The 19316-nt window shown below is 59.4% G+C and carries 14 protein-coding genes; 7 read left to right on the plus strand and 7 right to left on the minus strand.

The features are described 5' to 3' along the window. Positions 1-3 precede the first annotated feature (3 nt). On the plus strand, positions 4-3648 hold the full coding sequence (locus CKW17_RS15115) for a transporter substrate-binding domain-containing protein (protein ID WP_095120462.1): 3645 nt from the start codon (positions 4-6) through the stop codon (positions 3646-3648). Between the two features lie 47 nt (positions 3649-3695). Further along, complete coding sequence (locus tag CKW17_RS15120; RefSeq protein WP_095120463.1) at positions 3696-6641, plus strand: HD domain-containing phosphohydrolase; 2946 nt, start codon at positions 3696-3698, stop codon at positions 6639-6641. Here the strand turns inward: CKW17_RS15120 and CKW17_RS15125 are convergent, their stop codons facing one another. Both CKW17_RS15125 and CKW17_RS15130 read right to left on the minus strand, forming a co-directional pair. After that, complete coding sequence (locus tag CKW17_RS15125; protein ID WP_095120464.1) at positions 6642-7124, minus strand: GAF domain-containing protein; 483 nt, start codon at positions 7122-7124, stop codon at positions 6642-6644. It abuts the gene before it with no gap. Further along, on the minus strand, positions 7121-8011 hold the full coding sequence (locus CKW17_RS15130) for an ATP-binding protein (RefSeq protein ID WP_095120465.1): 891 nt from the start codon (positions 8009-8011) through the stop codon (positions 7121-7123). The genes CKW17_RS15125 and CKW17_RS15130 overlap by 4 nt, the downstream gene beginning before the upstream one ends. A 166-nt stretch (positions 8012-8177) precedes the next feature. On the opposite strand from CKW17_RS15130, the gene CKW17_RS15135 reads away from it, so the two are divergent. Beyond that, positions 8178-10499, plus strand: coding sequence for a response regulator (locus CKW17_RS15135; protein ID WP_095120466.1), 2322 nt, complete (start codon positions 8178-8180; stop codon positions 10497-10499). On the opposite strand, the gene CKW17_RS15140 is transcribed toward CKW17_RS15135, so the two are convergent. The 3 genes from CKW17_RS15140 to msrB form a co-directional block, all read right to left on the minus strand. Continuing rightward, positions 10483-10944: a MarR family winged helix-turn-helix transcriptional regulator gene (locus CKW17_RS15140; RefSeq protein WP_095120467.1), complete on the minus strand. Its 462-nt coding sequence runs from the start codon at positions 10942-10944 to the stop codon at positions 10483-10485. The two genes, CKW17_RS15135 and CKW17_RS15140, sit on opposite strands and share 17 nt — an antisense overlap. Next, positions 10941-11426, minus strand: coding sequence for a glutathione peroxidase (locus tag CKW17_RS15145; RefSeq protein ID WP_007908624.1), 486 nt, complete (start codon positions 11424-11426; stop codon positions 10941-10943). Before CKW17_RS15145 ends, CKW17_RS15140 begins: the two co-directional genes overlap by 4 nt. 109 nt (positions 11427-11535) lie before the next feature. Next, positions 11536-11931: a peptide-methionine (R)-S-oxide reductase MsrB gene (gene msrB / locus CKW17_RS15150; RefSeq protein WP_095120468.1), complete on the minus strand. Its 396-nt coding sequence runs from the start codon at positions 11929-11931 to the stop codon at positions 11536-11538. A gap of 224 nt (positions 11932-12155) precedes the next feature. Here msrB and CKW17_RS15155 point away from each other — a divergent pair, with 224 nt between their 5' ends. Then, entirely contained in the window at positions 12156-13367 is a 1212-nt protein-coding gene (locus tag CKW17_RS15155) for a pyridoxal phosphate-dependent aminotransferase (protein WP_007908620.1), read from the plus strand. Positions 13368-13670: 303 nt separating this feature from the next. After that, positions 13671-14558: a protease HtpX gene (htpX, locus tag CKW17_RS15160; protein ID WP_007908619.1), complete on the plus strand. Its 888-nt coding sequence runs from the start codon at positions 13671-13673 to the stop codon at positions 14556-14558. A 179-nt stretch (positions 14559-14737) separates the two neighbouring features. Here the strand turns inward: htpX and CKW17_RS15165 are convergent, their stop codons facing one another. Then, positions 14738-15385: a thiopurine S-methyltransferase gene (locus tag CKW17_RS15165; RefSeq protein WP_095120469.1), complete on the minus strand. Its 648-nt coding sequence runs from the start codon at positions 15383-15385 to the stop codon at positions 14738-14740. A gap of 103 nt (positions 15386-15488) precedes the next feature. On the opposite strand from CKW17_RS15165, the gene CKW17_RS15170 reads away from it, so the two are divergent. Then, positions 15489-16256, plus strand: a complete 768-nt coding sequence (locus CKW17_RS15170; protein WP_095120470.1) for a class III extradiol ring-cleavage dioxygenase — start codon at positions 15489-15491, stop codon at positions 16254-16256. A gap of 105 nt (positions 16257-16361) precedes the next feature. Here the strand turns inward: CKW17_RS15170 and CKW17_RS15175 are convergent, their stop codons facing one another. Continuing rightward, positions 16362-18035, minus strand: coding sequence for a DEAD/DEAH box helicase (locus tag CKW17_RS15175; RefSeq protein WP_008088238.1), 1674 nt, complete (start codon positions 18033-18035; stop codon positions 16362-16364). 422 nt (positions 18036-18457) lie between these two features. Here CKW17_RS15175 and CKW17_RS15180 point away from each other — a divergent pair, with 422 nt between their 5' ends. Next, positions 18458-19249: a crotonase/enoyl-CoA hydratase family protein gene (locus tag CKW17_RS15180; protein WP_095120618.1), complete on the plus strand. Its 792-nt coding sequence runs from the start codon at positions 18458-18460 to the stop codon at positions 19247-19249. Positions 19250-19316: the final 67 nt, after the last annotated feature.

Consider the following 19316-nt stretch of genomic DNA (forward strand, 5'->3'; position numbering starts at 1 on the left):
CGCATGCCCAGTCGTTTGAAAGACTATTTAATTGCATTGAGCACAGGTCTGTACCTGAGCGCCAATGTGTTTGCCATGCCCGTTGATTCACCGGACTATGCCTTGCTCAGCCGATCGGCAGGCGAGCCGGTGCCGGTTGTATTGGAACAGTCTCAACGACAGTGGCTGCAAACGCGCGACGAGTTGATACTCGGAACGTCCGCTCCTGACTATCCACCGTTCGACATGACCGTCAGCGGTCACGATTATGAAGGTCTCACCGCCGACTATGTCGGGCTTGTCGCTCAAGCCACCGGTTTGCCGGTCAAGGTCAAACGTTTTGCCTCCCGGGATGCTGCCATTCGCGCTCTGGTCGATGGTCAGATTGACCTGCTCGGGACAGCCAACGGCTATGAATCCGCCAATGCCAACCTTGCGCTGTCCGAACCGTATGCCAACGATCAACCTGTGCTCGTTACCCGCGAAGGCGAAACCCGCAGCCTGAGCAAAGGTCTGGCAGGATTGCGCCTGAGCATGGTCTACCACTATCTGCCTCTGCATGAGGTCAAGGCGCTGTATCCCAAAGCGCTCATCACCTGCTATCCCTCTTACCAGAATGCCATTAACGCCGTGGCCTTCGACCAGGCCGACGTGTTTCTCGGCGACACGATCTCCACCCACTACATGATCAACAAGGGCTACCTCAACAACGTGCGCATGGCCAATTTCGGCAAACAGGAAGCCCAGGGGTTCAGCTTCGCCGTACGTCGAAACAATCCGCAGTTATTGAATATCGTCGACGCCGTGCTTAAAGCGGTGCCGCGTAGCGAGCGCGAGAACATTGCCAAACGCTGGAGCGCCGGCAGCGACCTGCTGCTCACCGACCAGAAACTGCAACTGACCGAACGCGAAGAAACATGGCTGCAGCAGCATCCGGTAGTGAGCGTGGTGGTGAATGAGGCCTATGCGCCGCTGACCTTCTTCGATGACGCAGGCAATTTTCGCGGGATCAGCGCCGATCTTCTCGAACTGATTCGCCTGCGCACCGGCCTGCGCTTCGAGGTCCACCGCAGCCGCAACGACGCCGAGATGATCAAACAGATCGATGACCACCAGGCCGATCTCATCGCGGCCTTGCTGCCGACCGCCGAGCGAGAAAAAACCCTGAGTTTCAGTCGGCCCTATCTGGAAAACTCCTATGTGCTGCTGACGCGCAAGAGTGCCGACAGTCCGACTAACCTGGGTCAGCTCAAAGGCAAGCAACTGGCGATCGCCCAAGGCAATCCCCTGGTCGAGTACCTGCGACGCGAATTTCCACGGATCCAGTTGATCGAAACGGCAGATACCTTCAGCGCCGTCTCGCTGCTCGCCAAAGGCCATGTCGACGGTGCGGTGAATTCACTGGTGATCGCCAACTACTTCATTTCTTCGCGAATCTTCGAGCAGGCGCTGCAGATCACTACCACCATCGGTACCGGTCAGGCCGAGTTTTCTCTGGCAACCGCACGTGACAACACGGAACTGGGCTCGATCATCAACAAAGCGCTTCTGAGCATTTCCCCGGAAGAACTCGGCGTCATCAACGGGCGCTGGCGTGGATATTCCAGCGCCTCGCAAAACATCTGGCGCAATTACCAGCGCCTGTTCTATCAAGTGATCATCGGCGCCTGCCTGCTCCTGTTGCTCCTGCTTGCCTGGAACGCCTACATGCGACACCAGATCAAACAACGCCAGGCGGCTGAGCGGGCCCTTAACGATCAGTTCGAATTCATGCGCTCGCTGGTCAACGGTACGCCGCATCCGATCTACGTACGCGATCGCCAGGGTCTGCTGCAAAGCTGTAATGACAGCTATCTCGAAGTGTTCAATGCCAAGCGTGAGGACGTGATAGGCAAAAGCGTCATGCAGGGCACCCTGAGCAACGCTTTCGAGGCCCAGGCCTTTCATGCCGATTATCAGCGAGTGGTCGCCGAAGGCACTGCGCTGGTGCTCGACCGGCCTCTGCACATCGGCAAACGACGCCTGACGATCTATCACTGGATACTGCCGTACCGGGACTCCAGCGGCGACGTGAAAGGCATCATCGGTGGCTGGATCGACATCAGCGAACGCCGACAGCTGTTTGAGGAACTGCGTGCGGCCAAGGAACAGGCAGATGACGCCAACCGGGCGAAAAGTACATTCCTGGCCACCATGAGCCATGAAATCCGTACGCCCATGAATGCGGTGATCGGCATGCTTGAACTGACGCTCAAACGCATCGATCAACACCATCCGGATCGCTCTTCGATCGACACTGCCTACCACTCGGCCAAGGATCTGTTGGGTTTGATCGGCGACATCCTCGACATCGCACGGATCGAATCCGGACGCCTGAGTCTGTGCCCGGAACGGGTCAATCTGGTGGACACAGTAGCGTCTGTCGCAAGAATCTTCGACGGCCTGGCCCGCCAGAAGAATCTCGCTTTGCAAGTCATCTTCAATCCGCCGGATCTGGCGGTCGATGTATGCCTGGACCCACTGCGTTTCAAGCAAGTGCTATCCAATCTGATCAGCAACGCCATCAAATTCACTGAGCAAGGACACATCAGAATCAGCGTCGACCTCATGACCACTGATGTGCCTGGGCGGGCTCTGATGCAATTGACCGTACAAGACAGCGGTGCGGGTATCAGTGCAGAGGATCAGCAACGATTGTTCGAGCCCTTTGCCCAGGCAGAAAATAGCCCTCAGCAAGCCCGAAGTGGCGCAGGTCTGGGACTGGTGATCAGTCGCAACCTGTGTGAAATGATGGGCGGCCAGTTGCAATTGAGCAGCCAGCCCGGCATCGGAACACAGGTCTGCGTTTCCCTGCCACTGGACAGCTTGCCGGCACAGGCGAGCGCGGCCAGGGATGAGCCAGCGATCAAGACCTCGCAGACACCGCTGCGCGTTCTGGTGGTGGATGATCACCCGGCCAATCGTTTGTTGATGTGTCAGCAACTGGAATTTCTCGGCCATCACTTCAGCATCGCCGAGAACGGCTGTAGCGGACTCGAACGCTGGAAAGAAGGCGCCTTCGATCTGGTGATTGTCGATTGCAACATGCCTTTGATGAACGGCTATGAACTGACGCGCGCCATTCGCCAGCATGAGCTGCAGAACCGCCTCCCACCTTGCTCGGTGTTGGGTTTCACGGCGAATGCGCAACCTGAGGAAATCCAGCGTTGCAAACAGGCAGGCATGAACGACTGCCTGTTCAAGCCCCTGAGCCTGAGTCTGCTCAGCCAATGGATCGACGGCATCGCAGCGGCGTCGCCCCCACCGGCATTCAACCTGCGAAGTCTGAACATGTTGACGGGCGGCAGCCCTGCCCAGGCCCGGCGCTTGCTGGTTGAACTGCTCAAGAGCAGCGGCCTCGACCGACAGGAACTGCTCGCGCTGTCGCCGCAGGATGATCGCGGAGCCTTGGCGGTGGTCGCTCACAAGATCAAGGGGGCCGCACGCATCGCTCAGGCATCACGGGTAATCGAATGCTGCGACGCCCTGGAGCTCGCCTGCACGCAAGACTTGGCGACAAACGAGATCGCTCGTCGTTGCGAGGCGATCAACCGGGCGATGCTCGAACTGGAGCAGGCCTTGCAGCAACAATTGGCATTGTCCGATCAAGGCACGATTAGCGTGCCTTAACTATGCTTGGCGCTGAGCAGTGAGTTAAACATCATGGAGAACCTGAAATGCCCAGCCCACTGCGCCCGGAACAGCGCCGGTTCCCGCTGCACGTGCACATCAGTGTCATGTTCACGTTTCTCCTGCTGCTCACCGGCGTGGTGCTGGGGTTGTTCAATTATCGCCAGACCACGCAGATCATCCTGTCGAGCAGCGACAAGCTGTTCAGCCGGATCGAACAGGACGTGCGCCTCGACCTGTCCGCCACCTATCAGCCGATCCGCCATTTATTGAGCCTGTTGGCGGTCAACCCCGCTACACAGGCCTTGGCCCTGGAACAACGATTGCCGCTGCTCAGGCCGTTCAGCCAGTCGCTCAGTGATAACCCGAATCTGGCCTCGCTGTATCTGGGTTACGCCAACGGTGATTTCTTCATGGTACGCCCGCTTCGCACCTCGGCGATCAAGGCCCAGCTCAAGGCTCCAGAAGCGGCGGCTTATCAGGTGTGGAGCATCGAGCATGACCCGCAAGGGAAAGTGCGCTCGCAATCGCTGTTCTTCGATCAGGCCCTGACCCCGATCGGCCACCAGGAAAATACCGACGACCCTTATGATCCGCGCAACCGCGCCTGGTTCACCAATGCCCGCCAGCAAACCGAACAGATCACCACCGAACCCTATGTGTTTTTTTCAACCCACAATGTCGGCACCACACTGGCCCGGCGCAGTGGTGAAAACGCAGTGATCGGTGCCGACCTGACGCTGGCTGCACTGTCTGCGACCCTGAGCAAACATGTGGTCACGCCCTCTACTGACATTGCCCTGTTCGATGCCGACGGTAACGCCGTGGCATACCCCGACAGCAGCCGTCTGATCGTCGACGACAGCTCCACGCATCTGGCCAAAGCGACCGACCTGAGCCCGAGCCTGCACGCGTTGCTGTCCGCGGAGCACACGGGCAAGCGACTGGAAGTCGATGGCCGGCAATGGATAGTCGCACGCAGCAGCATTGAGGAAGGTGGCCCCAAAGGCTTGCAGTTGGCACTCCTGGTACCGGAAGACGAATTGCTGGTCGATGCCTATCGCATGCGCTGGCAAGGCGCGTTGATTACCTTGGCCACCTTGCTGTTGTGCCTGCCACTGGGTTGGGCAATCTCGCGGATTCTGGTCAAACCGCTGCATGCGCTGGTCAAGGAAGCCGACGCGATCCGCAGTTTCGATTTCAATTTTCCGCTGACTCGACGCTCGCCGGTACTGGAAGTCGACCAGTTGAGCGTGTCGATGGCGCGGATGAAAGACACGTTGGCGAGTTTCTTCCGCATCACCGACACTTTGGGCGCCGAAACCCGATTCGCCCCATTGCTGCAACGGGTGCTGTTCGAAACGGTGCAGATCGCCCAGGCGCAGGCAGGGTTGATCTATCTGCGTGAAAGCGACAGCAGCCGTATGGAGCCTTACGGGTTGGTGATCGATGGCACGCCTCAGGCACTGGAAGCGTTCGACATTCAGGGCCACGACCTGCAACAAAGCACAGGCCCGGCGTGGTTCGAACAATTGGTCAGCGCCAACAATGTCGTCAGCAATTTCGGCGTCGATCAGGCCGCCGATCTGCAGAAAGTCCTGTTGGTGATGCAATCGCCACGGGTTCATCTGATCGGCATCCGCCTGCACAATCGCCACGACGAAACCATCGGCCTGTTGATCCTGCTGGTCAACGACAGCGGCACGGCAGCCGACCTGGAAAAACTGCGCCCCGACCGCATCGCTTTCTTGCAGGCAGTGTCAGGCGCTGCCGCAGTGAGCATCGAGAGCCAGCGCCTGCAAGCCCGCCAGAAGCTGTTGCTCGACGCCTTTATTCAGTTACTTGCCGGCGCCATCGACGCCAAGAGTCCTTATACCGGCGGGCATTGTCAGCGCGTGCCAGAGCTGACGCTGATGCTCGCCCAGGCAGCGGCCGCCAGTCAGGCGCCGGCGTTCAGTGCCTATCAGCCAAGCGAGGATGAATGGGAAGCCTTGCACATTGCCGCATGGCTGCACGATTGCGGCAAGGTAACGACGCCGGAATACGTGGTCGACAAGGCGACCAAACTGGAAACCATCAGCGACCGCATTCATGAGATCCGCACCCGTTTCGAAGTGCTCAAGCGTGATGCCTGGATCAGCTTTTGGCAGGCGCGGGCCTTGGGCGGCGATGAGACAGCACTGGCGCAATTGCGCGACGCCACACTGACGGCGCTGGACGACGATTTTGCGTTTGTCGCGCGTTGTAATCTGGGCAGTGAGGCCATGGCCGAAGCGGATCTGCAACGTCTTGATCAACTGGCGCAACGCACCTGGATGCGCACCCTTGACGACCGACTGGGCGTGTCATGGGAGGAAAACCGGCGGCAGGCACGCACGCCCCCACCGATCTTGCCGGTCAGTGAAAAACTTCTGGCAGACAAGCCCGAGCACTTGCTCGAACGTGACCCGAACGAGTTGATTCCCGAAGACAATCCATGGGGCTTCAAGCTGGATGTACCGCGCTACAAATACAATCGCGGCGAGCTGTATAACCTGAGCATCAGCCGCGGCACCCTGACCCGCGAAGAGCGCTATGTGATCAATCATCACATGGTGCAGACGATCATGATGCTCAGCCACCTGCCCTTCCCCGGCCACCTTGACAGCATTGCCGAGATCGCCGGCGGTCATCATGAAAAAATGGACGGCACCGGTTACCCGAAACGCCTGAAGCGTGAGGACATGAGCCTGCCCGCGCGGATGATGGCGATTGCCGATATCTTTGAGGCGCTGACCGCAGCCGACCGCCCGTACAAGAAAGCCAAAACCTTGAATGAAGCGTTGGCCATCATGGCGACCATGTGCCGCGAAGCGCACATCGATGCCCAGCTGTTTGGATTGTTCATCAATGAAGGCGTGTACATGCAGTACGCCGTGCGTTTTCTCGATCCCGCGCAGATCGACAAAGTCGATCCGGCCAGCCTGTTGCACAAGGCTGGCCTCACCGCGTGATCAGCAGTCGGTCAAACGCAGGAAAATTGCCGCCAGTTGCTCGATACCGGCCTGATCCTGCGCGGTAAAACGCGCCAGTTTCGGGCTGTCGAGGTCGAGTACACCGATCAGGCGACCGTCCTTGACCAGCGGCACCACCAGTTCACTGTTCGAAGCGCTGTCACAGGCGATATGGCCGGGGAATGCATGCACGTCTTCAACCCGCTGGGTTTGCAGAGTGGCCGCCGCCGCACCGCACACACCACGACCGAACGGAATACGCACACAGGCGATCTGGCCCTGAAACGGGCCGAGCACCAGCTCTTCGTTGCGGTTGAGGTAAAAACCCGCCCAGTTCAAGTCATCGAGTTGGTTGTACAGAAACGCCGAAAACTGCGCGGCGTTGGCGATGAAATCGCGCTCGTCCGCCAGCAGCGATTCCAGTTGTGCGGCCAACATGCCATAGCCTTCGAGGCCCTGGCCGCTTTGTTGCAAATCAATCATGCCTTGTGCTCCAACAATTTCAGTCCCACCCAGTAACGGGCGAATTGGTACGCGCAACGTCCGTTGCGATTACCGCGGCCGGTGGCCCAACGCACGGCGAGGATGTCCAGTGCTTCATCACGCTGCCAGCTCAGTCCGGCCTTGGCGGCCAATTGGCCGATCCAGTGCTCGACGACGTTGAGGAAGTGTTCTTGGGTAAACGGGTAGAACGACAGCCACAGACCAAAACGGTCCGACAGCGCGATCTTGTCTTCCACGGCTTCGCTCGGGTGCAGTTCGCCGTCGACGCGTTTCCAGTTTTCGTTATCGCTTTCCTTCTCCGGCACTAGGTGGCGACGGTTGGAAGTGGCGTACAGCAAAACGTTGTCCGGGGCCTGCTCAAGCGAGCCGTCGAGCACGCTTTTGAGCACGCGATAATCGCCTTCCCCGGATTCGAACGACAGGTCATCGCAAAACAGCACGAAACGTTGCGGCAGTTTACCGATCTGCTCGACCACCCGCGGCAGATCCGCCAGATGATCGCGCTCGATCTCGATCAGGCGCAGGCCCGCGGCGGCGTGTTCCGCCAGCAACGCGCGCACCAGCGACGACTTGCCGGTACCGCGCGAGCCCCAGAGCAGCGCATGGTTGGCCGGCATGCCATCGAGAAATTGCTGGGTATTGCGCCCCAGTTGCTCCAATTGACGGTCGACACCGATCAGGTCGGACAGGCGCATGTCGAGGCTGACCTCCAGCGGCAACAGGTAGCCGCTGCGCCCGTCGCGCTGCCAGCGCGCAGCCAGACAAGTGCCCCAGTCGATCACCGGCCGATGTGCCGGCAACAACGGTTCGATCCGCGCCAGAACCGACTCGGCGCGTTCAAGAAAAGCATTCAATCGGGAATCCACGTCTTCTCCTCGGGCACGTTCACAGTGATGATGACGATCCAGCGACGACGCACAGATCAGAATTCACCTACCAAGCCTTGTTACAAGGCGATTCGGGAACCTCGGTATCCATACATGATCGACTATGCTTGAGCAGCGAAGGGAAACGGAAGTGGTTCAACACCCCATGGATATCAAATTCACCCACCGGCTGTCTTACAAGCAAGCCAGGCTTACCGTGCTGGTCGGGTTCATTCTGGGCACGCTGCTCAGCCTGCTGCAAATCGGCATCGATTATGCCAGCGAAGACGCCTCCATCAACCGGGAAATCCTGTCGTTGCTGGAAATCAGCCATAACCCGGCCTCACGGATTGCCTACAACATCGACGCCGAACTGGCGCAAGAACTGACCCTGGGCCTGTTGCGCTCACCGGCGATCATTTCTGCGCAACTGATCGACAACAACAGTACGGTGCTGGCCAGCGTCAAACGCCCGGAGCTGCAAAGCGGCTATCGGGTGATCAGCGATTTCCTGTTTGGCGCCAAACGCCAGTTCGAGGATCGTCTGTACCTGGATCATCTGCCCAACGAATCGCTGGGGGTGTTGAGCCTCGAGGTTGACACTTATGCCTTTGGCAGCCGTTTCCTGCGCCGGGCCGAGATAACCCTGCTCAATGGTTTCGCCCGCAGCCTGATTCTTACCGGCATCCTCTTGGCGCTGTTCTACGTGATGCTGACCAAACCGCTGGTGCGAGTGATCCGCGAACTCAGCGGACGCGACCCACGCAGCGCCGAGCCGACCACGCTGGAGTGCCCGTCCGGCCACAGCAACGATGAAATCGGCGTGCTGGTCAAAGTCGCCAACCAGCAATTCGAGAATATTGCCACCGAGATCCAGCAGCGGCGCAACGCCGAAAACCGCCTGACCGACTACCTCGGACAACTGGAAAACATCGTCTCGGCGCGCACCGCTGAACTCAAGGCAATCAACTCACGGCTCAGTCAGTCCAATCAGGAACTCGAAGTCGCCCGCAGCACCGCCCTGGAAATGGCCGAGGCCCGCTCGGCGTTCCTCGCCAACATGAGCCATGAGATCCGCACGCCGCTCAACGGCCTGCTGGGGATGATCGCACTGTCACTCGACGGCCCGTTGAATGCCGAGCAACAGCAACAACTGTCGATCGCCCACGATTCGGGCAAGGTGCTGGTGGAATTGCTCAACGATATCCTCGACCTGTCGAAATTCGATGCCGGGCAACTGGAACTCGAGCACATCCCGTTCGACCTGGGCTCCTTGATCGAAGACACCGCCAACCTGCTCTCACAGAATGCCGCGCCGAGCGTCGAGCTGACCTGCCTGATCGATCCGCACTTCCCGGCTCTGGTGCTGGGCGATCCGACCCGCGTGCGGCAGATCGTCAGCAACCTGCTGTCCAACGCGCTGAAATTCACCCGTTTCGGCCGGGTGGACGTGCGCTTGTCGACCTACCAGGATGGCGTGCGCATCGAGGTCTGCGACACCGGCATCGGTATCGCCCAGGACGCGCAGCTGAAAATCTTCCAGCCGTTCACTCAAGCGGGCGCCGGCATCACTCGCCAGTACGGCGGCACCGGGCTGGGGCTGGCGCTGACCTACAATCTTTGCGAAGCGATGCAGGGGCGCCTGACCATCAGTTCCGAGACCGGGTTTGGCAGTCAGTTCTGTGCCGAGCTACCTCTGCCCTGCCATACCCGCGCGCTGGCACCTGCGCCGTTGCACGGGAAAATCCTCGCCATCACCGCTGCCAGCAGTGGCTTGGCGGAGCTGCTGCAGAGCCTGCTGCCGGTGTGGGGACTGACATACGAGCAGCGCACCATCGATGACTCACTGCTGGGCCTGACGCCGGACGTGGTGATCACTGATTGTCCGGAGTGTCTGTTCGGCCTGCGCCCGACGCTCGTTGCGCCGATTTTGCTGGTGACCGCCTACGGCAGTTTCCTGCCGAGCGAAGAAGCGGCCGCGCTCACACCTCTGCAACAACAGGCACGACCGTTGGCGCGCAACGCGCTCTACCAGAACCTGCGGCGCACGCTGCAACCGGACGTCGTTGCCATTAACGATGCGCAGCTCGAAACCGCTCCCTCGGTGCTGCGCGGGCGGGTGTTGCTGGTGGAGGACAACCCGGTCAATCAACTGGTGGCCAAAGGCATGCTCGGCAAACTGGGCTGTGAGGTCATCGTCGCCGCCCATGGTGCCGAAGCGCTGGATCAGTTGGAGTATCACGAATTCGATCTGGTGCTGATGGACTGCAACATGCCCGTGATGGATGGCTACGAAGCCAGCCGGCAGATCCGCCAGAGCGGGCGCTGGCCAAACCTGCCTATCGTCGCCCTGACTGCCAACGCGATGTCCGAGGAGCGCGAGCGCTGCCGTGCGGCAGGTATGAGCGACTATCTGGCCAAGCCGTTCCGCCGCGAAGAACTGGCGGCACTGCTCGATCAGTGGATCCCGACTACGACAGCGCTTTGATCTGCCCCAGCAAGTGATCGAGACCGTCACGCAACTCATTGAGCCGGTCCAGATCAACCCCGCTGTCGCACAGTAACCGAGCCTTGAGCGGCCCGACCTGCTCGCGCAAGGCTTGCCCTGCCGGTGTCAGGCTCAGGTGCACTTCGCGCTCGTCACGCGTCGAACGCTGGCGCTGCACCCATTGCAACTGCTCGAGGCGCTTGAGCAATGGCGTCAGCGTGCCCGAGTCCAGTGCCAGGCGCTCGCCCAGCGCCTTGACCGTCGGTTGCTCCGGCGCAGTTTCCTGCCATTCCCACAACACCAGCATCGCCAGATATTGCGGATACGTCAGGCCGAGCTGATCGAGCATCGGCTTGTAGGCGCGAATCACCGCCCGGGAAGCGGCGTACAACTTGAAGCACAACTGGCTGTCGAGCTTCAGCGAATCGACCGGCAGGCTGTTCATTTGAGCAGGGCTTCGATCTCGCCGCTCAGCTCCTGCGGCTTGGTGGTCGGGGCAAAACGCTTGACCAGTTTTCCGTCCTTGCCAATCAGGAACTTGGTGAAGTTCCACTTGATGCCCTGGGAGCCAAGCAGACCCGGCGCGCGTTTTTTCAGTTGCACGAATAGCGGATGCGCGTCGGCACCGTTAACGTCGATTTTCTTGAACAGAGGGAAGCTGACACCGAAGTTCAGCTCACAGAATTCACTGATCGCCCCTTCGTTACCCGGCTCCTGCTTGCCGAACTGATTGCACGGAAAGCCCAAGACCACCAGACCCTGGTCCTTGTAGGTCTGCCACAGTTCTTCGAGGCCTTTGTACTGCGGGGTGAAACCGCATTTGCTGGCGGTGTTGACCACCAATACCGCTTTGCCGGCGAAATCGGCCAGGGTCTTTTGCTCACCCTTGATCGTGGTGCAGGGGATGTTCAGCAGGTTGTCGCTCATGGCATGGGGCTCCGCAGACAGTCGGGAAAGACCAAACATAGCGAGCAATTAAATTGTGTGCAATTTAATTATCGAATAACAAGGCGACCCGAGGGTCGCCTTCAATCGTTTATGCGCGCGGTTCGAGGTTCAGACACACCGAGTTGATGCAATAACGCAGACCGGTCGGTGGCGGACCGTCGGGGAAAACATGACCCAGATGCGCATCGCAGCGCGCGCACTTCACTTCCGTGCGGATCATGCCGTGCGTGGTATCACGGATTTCCGTCATCGCGCTTTCGCCGATCGGCGCATAGAAGCTCGGCCAGCCGCAGCCGGAGTCGAATTTGGTCTTGGAATCGAACAGCGCTTCGTTGCAGCAAACGCAGTGGTAGACACCGTCGGTCTTGGTGTCGTTGTATTTGCCGGAGAACGGGCGTTCGGTCGCACTGAGACGACAAACGTTGTATTGCTCGGGGTCGAGCATCGCCCGCCATTCTTCCAGGGTTTTTTCCAACTTTTCCATCATCACACCTCAGCGGCTGAAAAAGCCCGATCTGTACCTTTTCCACGGATCGGGCGGCACGTATGATTGCGCCTCGTCACGCACCAGTCTGGCAGCCAGACCGGGCGCATTCAAACGGATTATGGGAGCCACGGCTCAAGACGTCCGCCTGTGTGAAAACACAGGAATCCCAGCACGGTTGTCCATTCGCCGCCTGGATCGTTCATTTTCGGGATCACATCGCCATGCAGTTCAGCAAATCGAACAAGCTCGCCAACGTCTGCTACGACATTCGCGGCCCGGTGCTCAAGCACGCCAAACGACTGGAAGAGGAAGGCCAGCGCATCCTCAAGCTGAATATCGGCAACCCGGCGCCGTTTGGTTTCGAAGCGCCGGACGAAATTCTTCAGGATGTGATCCGCAACCTCCCGACCGCGCAAGGCTACAGCGACTCCAAAGGCCTGTTCAGCGCGCGTAAAGCGGTGATGCAGTACTACCAGCAAAAGAATGTCGAAGGTGTCGGCATCGAAGACATCTACCTGGGCAACGGCGTGTCCGAGCTGATTGTGATGTCGCTGCAGGCGCTGCTCAACAACGGTGACGAAGTGCTCGTGCCGGCCCCGGACTATCCGCTGTGGACCGCCGCCGTCAGCCTCGCCGGCGGTAACGCCGTGCATTACCTGTGCGACGAAGGTGCCGACTGGTTCCCGGATCTGGCCGACATCAAGGCCAAGATCACCCCGAACACCAAAGCCATGGTGATCATCAATCCGAACAACCCGACCGGCGCGGTGTATTCGAAGGAAGTGTTGCTGGGCATGCTGGAAATCGCCCGCGCGCACAACCTGGTGGTGTTCTCCGACGAAATCTACGACAAGATTCTGTATGACGATGCCGTGCACATCTGCACCGCATCGCTGGCGCCGGACCTGCTCTGCCTGACCTTCAACGGTCTGTCGAAGTCGTACCGCGTGGCCGGTTTCCGCTCTGGCTGGATCGCCATCTCCGGGCCGAAACACAACGCCCAGAGCTACATCGAAGGCATCGACATGCTGGCCAACATGCGCCTGTGTGCCAACGTGCCGAGCCAGCATGCGATCCAGACCGCATTGGGCGGCTATCAGAGCATCAATGATCTGGTGCTGCCGCAGGGTCGTCTACTGGAGCAGCGCAACCGCACCTGGGAATTGCTCAACGACATTCCCGGCGTAAGCTGCGTCAAGCCGATGGGCGCGTTGTATGCGTTCCCGAAAATCGACCCGAAGGTCTGCCCGATCCACAACGACGAGAAATTTGTCCTCGACCTGCTGCTCTCCGAGAAGCTGCTGGTGGTTCAGGGTACGGCGTTCAACTGGCCGTGGCCGGATCACTTCCGCGTGGTTACCCTGCCCCGCGTCGACGATCTGGAAATGGCCATCGGCCGTATCGGCAACTTCCTCAAATCCTACCGCCAGTAACCGGCCAGCAGTGCGCAATGGTCAAACGTTGCGCACTGTCTGATTCAGCAACACTTCTGCGTTATACCTCCGCGCACGCCTTCTACACTTGCGATTCATACCGGTTACCTGCGTCCGGTGTAATGACGACGGGTCGCGGCTGGCCGTCATCCCTATCGGTATCTGTCGTGGGAAATATGCCGTGCACCGAAGAATCTGCTGTAGGACACAGTTTGAAATAGTCACTCAGTTGAATACCCCGGTGCAGCACCTTATATACCCCGCAGTACGCTACATCTTTAGCTTGAGGAGATTTCTACAACCATGATGCGCATCCTGCTGTTTTTGGCCACTAACCTGGCGGTCGTGCTGATAGCCAGCATCACCCTGAGCCTGTTCGGCTTCAACGGGTTCATGGCGGCCAACGGGGTTGATCTCGACCTTAGTCAGCTGCTGGTTTTCTGTGCGGTCTTTGGTTTTGCCGGCTCGCTGTTCTCGCTATTCATCTCCAAGTGGATGGCGAAGATGAGCACCGGTACCCAGATCATCAGCCAGCCACGTACCCGGCATGAGCAATGGCTGCTGCAAACCGTCGAGCAACTGTCCCGCGAAGCCGGGATCAAGATGCCCGAAGTCGGTATTTTCCCGGCCTATGAAGCGAACGCGTTCGCCACCGGCTGGAACAAGAACGACGCGCTGGTCGCGGTCAGCCAGGGCTTGCTCGAGCGTTTCTCACCCGATGAAGTGAAAGCCGTACTGGCCCACGAAATCGGTCACGTCGCCAACGGCGATATGGTTACGCTGGCGCTGATCCAGGGCGTAGTGAACACCTTCGTGATGTTCTTTGCGCGGATCATCGGCAACTTCGTCGACAAGGTCATCTTCAAGAACGAAGAAGGCCAGGGCATCGCCTACTACGTGGCGACCATTTTCGCCGAACTGGTACTGGGCATTCTGGCCAGTGCGATCGTCATGTGGTTCTCGCGCAAGCGCGAATTCCGCGCCGACGAAGCCGGCGCACGTCTGGCCGGCACCAGCGCGATGATCGGCGCACTGCAACGCCTGCGCGCCGAACAGGGCCTGCCGGTGCACATGCCGGACACCCTGAACGCCTTTGGCATCAACGGTGGCATCAAACAGGGCTTCGCCCGCATGTTCATGAGCCACCCGCCGCTGGAAGAGCGTATCGACGCGTTGCGTCGTCGCGGTTGATCAGATTGGCGTAAAAACAAGAGGCCCGCAGTGATGCGGGCCTTTTTTGTTCCTGCCAATAATGGATTGTTGCTGATGGCCTCTTCGCGAGCAGGCTCGCTCCCACACGAGCCTTGCGAACACCCATCCAATGTGGGAGCGAGCCTGCTCGCGAAAGGGCCGGCACTGTCAGCAAAAATCTATCGGGAAGAAACGCGGTAAACCCGCTCCTCAAGCCGCGTCACACCCGCCTGCAGGAACTTCCCGCTCTCCCCCAGCACATCCTGCTCTTCCAGCACCTGCACCTGCCAGACATCCCCCAGCAACCGCTGCACCTCATCATCCCCCACTGCAAACGGCGGCCCCGGGATCTGCGCCTGATCGTAATCCAGCGTAATCAACAGCCCTTGTACCCCTTGCGGGAGAATTTGCTGAAGATGCGCCGCATAAAGCTCACGCATCGGCGCCGGTAAGGCAATCAGCGCGGCACGGTCGTATATCGCCGCGCAATCGGCCACATCACTCGCTGTCAGCGCAAAGATATCCCCGCACCACAACTCGATAGCGTCACCGCGATAGACTTTGAATACGCCGTTCTCGCTGATCTGTGGCTGTATCTGATGCTCACTGAAAAAGTCCTCGATAGCCTTTTCCGACAGTTCGATTCCGAGCACCTGATGACCGCGCCCTGCCAGCCACGCCAGATCCAGACTTTTCCCACACAAAGGCACGAGCACTCGCGCCGTTTCAGGTGCCGCCCAGTGCCGCTGCAGATACGGGTTCACCTCGGGCAGATGAAAACCAATCTGCCCGGAAGCCCACTTCTTGTGCCAAAACTCAGGCTGCATGTATCACTCCCAATAATTCGATCAAAAAGCATCAAAACTTATATTAGATTTAGATCAGTGAACTGACTGAAGATGAGTTCATCTTAACGCTCAGGAACCCATCATGTTTCCCAGCCTGTTTATTTCCCATGGTTCGCCCATGCTGGCGCTGGAGCCCGGCGCCAGTGGCCCGGCGCTGGCGCATCTGGCCGCCGAATTACCGAAACCCAAAGCCATCGTGATTGTTTCTGCGCATTGGGAAAGCCACGAACTGCTCGTCAGCAGCCATGCGCAACCGGAAACCTGGCACGACTTCGGTGGTTTCCCCCGCGCGTTGTTTGAAGTGCAGTACCCGGCGCCGGGCAATCCGCAACTGGCTGCGGAGGTCGCCGCACTGTTGACTGCCAACAATCTTCCAGCACGCCTCGATCCGCAACGCCCGTTCGATCACGGTGTCTGGGTACCGTTGTCGCTTATGTACCCGCAAGCAGATATCCCGGTGGTGCAGGTCTCCCTGCCGAGTCGTGCTGGCCCGGCGCTGCAAACCCGGGTCGGCCGCGCGCTGGCGAGTCTGCGTGATCAAGGCATTTTGCTGATCGGCTCTGGCAGCATCACCCACAACCTGCGTGAACTCGACTGGCACGCCGGCCCGGAAAGTGTCGAGCCATGGGCGCGGGATTTCCGTGACTGGGTGATCGAGAAGCTCGCGGCCGACGATGAGGCGGCGCTGCATGATTACCGCCAGCAGGCGCCAAATGCAGTGCGTAGCCATCCGAGTGATGAGCATTTGTTGCCGCTGTATTTTGCCCGGGGCGCGGGCGGTGAGTTCAGCGTGGCGCACAAGGGCTTCACGATGGGTGCGCTGGGCATGGATATTTATCGTTTCGGTTGACGCCTTCGCGAGCAGGCTCGCTCCCACAAAGGCAAAAATCAGGCAAAAAAAATCCCCGAACCAGTCGGGGATTTTTTATGTTCGATCAATCAGCCCAAGGGCGGATCAATCTTCGCGATAGCGACGCAGTTTCAGCTGCTTACCGGCAACGCGAGTGTCCTTCAGTTTGGTCAGGAGTTTGTCCAGACCATCTTCCGGCAGCTCGACGAGGCTGAAGCTGTCACGCACCTGGATGCGACCGATCGCTTCACGGGCCAGACCGCCTTCGTTGAGGATCGCGCCCAGCAGGTTTTTCGCAGCGATACCGTCACGCGCACCCAGCGCGGTACGGCAACGAGCACGGCCTTCGCCCAGAGGCATTGGCGCGCGACGCTCGCGGTCACCACGATCAGGACGATCACCGGTGCGCTCAGGACGGTCGCCACGCGGTGCGTTATTCGGCACCAGTGGACGTTCCTTCTCGATCGCCGCCAGGTTCAGCGCTTGACCGTTGGTGGCTTTGCGCAGCAGCGCAGCAGCCAGGGCACGCGGGGTGCAACCGATGTCTGCAGTCAGACGATCGAGCAGCTCACCGTGAGTCGATTCGGCATCAGCGACCAGCGGCGACAGGCTGTTGGTCAGTTTCTTGATGCGCGCATCGAGAACAGCTTGAGCGTCCGGCAGGCGAACTTCAGCGACTTTCTGACCGGTTACACGCTCGATCACTTGCAGCATGCGGCGCTCACGTGGAGTCACCAGCAGCAGTGCACGACCTTCGCGACCGGCACGGCCGGTACGGCCGATACGGTGAACGTAGGACTCTGGGTCATACGGCATGTCAACGTTGAACACGTGAGTGATGCGCGGAACGTCCAGACCACGAGCAGCAACGTCGGTCGCGACAACGATGTCCAGACGGCCATCTTTCAGCGAGTCGATGACGCGCTCACGCTGGTTCTGGGCGATGTCACCGTTCAGCGCCGCGGCTTTGTAGCCTTTGGCGTCGAGGGCGCTGGCCAGATCCAGGGTCGCTTGCTTGGTGCGCACGAACATGATCAGAGCGTCGAAGTCTTCCACTTCCAGCAAGCTGAGAACGGCCGAAGTCTTCTGGTCAGCGTGAACCAACAGGTGAGCCTGTTCGATCGCGGTAACGGTCTGGGTCTTGGTCTGGATCTTCACGTGTTGCGGATCGCGCAGGTGGCGTTCGGCAATGGCGCGGATCGACTGCGGCAGGGTAGCCGAGAACAAAACGGTCTGACGGGTCGCTGGCAGAGCCTTGAAGATGACTTCCAGGTCATCCATGAAGCCCAGTTTCAACATTTCGTCAGCTTCGTCGAGAACCAGGTGGTTCACGGTCGACAGAACTTTTTCGTCGCGACGCAGGTGGTCGCACAGACGGCCCGGAGTGGCGACAACGATCTGTGCGCCATTACGGATTGCTTTCAGTTGTGGGCCCATCGGCGCGCCGCCGTAAACGGCCACAACGGTAACGCCCGGCATTTGCTTGGCGTAGGTTTCGAAAGCGGTTGCTACTTGCAGCGCCAACTCACGAGTTGGCGCCAGGATCAGGGCTTGCGGTTCGCGCTTGGCAGGATCGATGCGGTGCAGGATAGGCAGTGCGAACGCGGCGGTTTTACCGGTACCGGTTTGCGCCTGGCCAATCATGTCCTGGCCGGCCATGATGATCGGGATCGATTGCTGCTGAATCGCCGAAGGCTCTTCGTAGCCGGTCGCTGCGACGGCTGCAAGAATATTCGGGTTAAGATTAAAAGCGGCGAATCCGCCGGTTTCCTGGGTCATGGGTCTGCCTCTAAGTGCATCCGCAAAGACCCATGCTCCAAAGCTGCGCATGCCGTGTTGAGACTCAAGAGTCGCCCTGGCAGCTTTGTCGGCGGGGATTTGCGAAAACGAATGAATGAAAAAAAGAATCGTCCGGGAAGAGCCCGCAATGCGGACGTGCAGCCGAAGCTGACTTCGGGAAATGCGCTACCTAAACGCGGCCCGGTTAAAGGCCGGCGCGCACTATACCGGATTTTGCCCAAAAAGGGAGCTTTTTTTATCGTCAAAATACCTGTGTCACCGCTGTGTAACGGGGTTTTGCGGATAATCGCGCCAAGGTCTATTTTTCAAAGGCCCGGCCCTGCGGGCGATGACGCTTAAACGATTCATCGATGTGCGGCATACCGCCGCTGCACCCGCCCTTCCCGCCTGAGGATTTCGCCATGAATCAGCCCTGCCCCGGCCGCGTCAGCCGTGAACGTCGTGGTCACGTCCATCTGATTGGCCTGGATCGAGCGGCCAAGCGCAATGCTTTCGACCTCGACCTGCTAAATGACCTGAGCCTGGCCTACGGTGAGTTCGAGGCCGACAGCGAAGCGCGGGTGGCGGTGGTGTTTGGTCATGGCGAGCACTTTACCGCTGGTCTGGATCTGGTCAACGCCAGCTCGGCTTTGGCCCAAGGCTGGCAGGTTCCGACCGGCGGATGCGACCCGTGGGGTGTTTTCGTCGGGCCACGGGTAAGCAAACCGGTGATCGTCGCCGCGCAAGGTTACTGCCTGACCATCGGTATCGAGTTGATGCTGGCGGCAGATATCAATCTCTGTGCGAGCAATACCCGTTTCGCGCAAATGGAAGTTCAGCGTGGGATCTTTCCTTTTGGTGGCGCGACTTTACGTTTTCAGCAGATCGCCGGATGGGGCAATGCGATGCGCTGGTTGCTGACCGGCGATGAGTTCGATGCTCACGATGCGTTGCGCCTAGGGTTGGTGCAGGAAGTGATGGCCAGTGAAGACCTGCTGCCGCGAGCGATTGCGTTGGCCGAACGGATTGCCCGGCAGGCGCCGTTGGGGGTGCAGGCGACGTTGATGTCGGCGCGGCAGGCTCGGTATGAAGGTGAAACGGCGGCGGCGCAGGGTTTGCCAGCGCTGGTGAAGAAGTTGCTGGCCAGTGAAGATGCCAAGGAGGGGGTGAGGTCGCTGGTGGAGCGGCGGCCTGGAGTCTTCAAGGGGATCTGAAAAATTTGGCGCCTGCCATGACGCCATCGCGAGCAGGCTCACTCCTACAAGGGAACGCATTTCAATG

Source organism: Pseudomonas sp. Irchel s3f10, from assembly GCF_900187515.1.
In the GTDB taxonomy this organism is placed as follows: Bacteria; Pseudomonadota; Gammaproteobacteria; order Pseudomonadales; family Pseudomonadaceae; genus Aquipseudomonas; species Aquipseudomonas tensinigenes.

What these genes read in the sequence shown, in the direction of transcription:
- htpX (WP_007908619.1), top strand. Translation starts at nt 13,671, where the DNA reads ATGATGCGCATCCTGCTGTTTTTGGCCACTAACCTGGCGGTCGTGCTG.
- CKW17_RS15135 (WP_095120466.1), top strand. Translation starts at nt 8,178, where the DNA reads ATGGATATCAAATTCACCCACCGGCTGTCTTACAAGCAAGCCAGGCTT.
- CKW17_RS15125 (WP_095120464.1), bottom strand. Translation starts at nt 7,124, where the DNA reads ATGATTGATTTGCAACAAAGCGGCCAGGGCCTCGAAGGCTATGGCATG.
- CKW17_RS15175 (WP_008088238.1), bottom strand. Translation starts at nt 18,035, where the DNA reads ATGACCCAGGAAACCGGCGGATTCGCCGCTTTTAATCTTAACCCGAAT.
- CKW17_RS15165 (WP_095120469.1), bottom strand. Translation starts at nt 15,385, where the DNA reads ATGCAGCCTGAGTTTTGGCACAAGAAGTGGGCTTCCGGGCAGATTGGT.
- msrB (WP_095120468.1), bottom strand. Translation starts at nt 11,931, where the DNA reads ATGGAAAAGTTGGAAAAAACCCTGGAAGAATGGCGGGCGATGCTCGAC.
- CKW17_RS15155 (WP_007908620.1), top strand. Translation starts at nt 12,156, where the DNA reads ATGCAGTTCAGCAAATCGAACAAGCTCGCCAACGTCTGCTACGACATT.
- CKW17_RS15180 (WP_095120618.1), top strand. Translation starts at nt 18,458, where the DNA reads ATGAATCAGCCCTGCCCCGGCCGCGTCAGCCGTGAACGTCGTGGTCAC.
- CKW17_RS15140 (WP_095120467.1), bottom strand. Translation starts at nt 10,944, where the DNA reads ATGAACAGCCTGCCGGTCGATTCGCTGAAGCTCGACAGCCAGTTGTGC.
- CKW17_RS15115 (WP_095120462.1), top strand. Translation starts at nt 4, where the DNA reads ATGCCCAGTCGTTTGAAAGACTATTTAATTGCATTGAGCACAGGTCTG.
- CKW17_RS15120 (WP_095120463.1), top strand. Translation starts at nt 3,696, where the DNA reads ATGCCCAGCCCACTGCGCCCGGAACAGCGCCGGTTCCCGCTGCACGTG.
- CKW17_RS15145 (WP_007908624.1), bottom strand. Translation starts at nt 11,426, where the DNA reads ATGAGCGACAACCTGCTGAACATCCCCTGCACCACGATCAAGGGTGAG.
- CKW17_RS15170 (WP_095120470.1), top strand. Translation starts at nt 15,489, where the DNA reads ATGTTTCCCAGCCTGTTTATTTCCCATGGTTCGCCCATGCTGGCGCTG.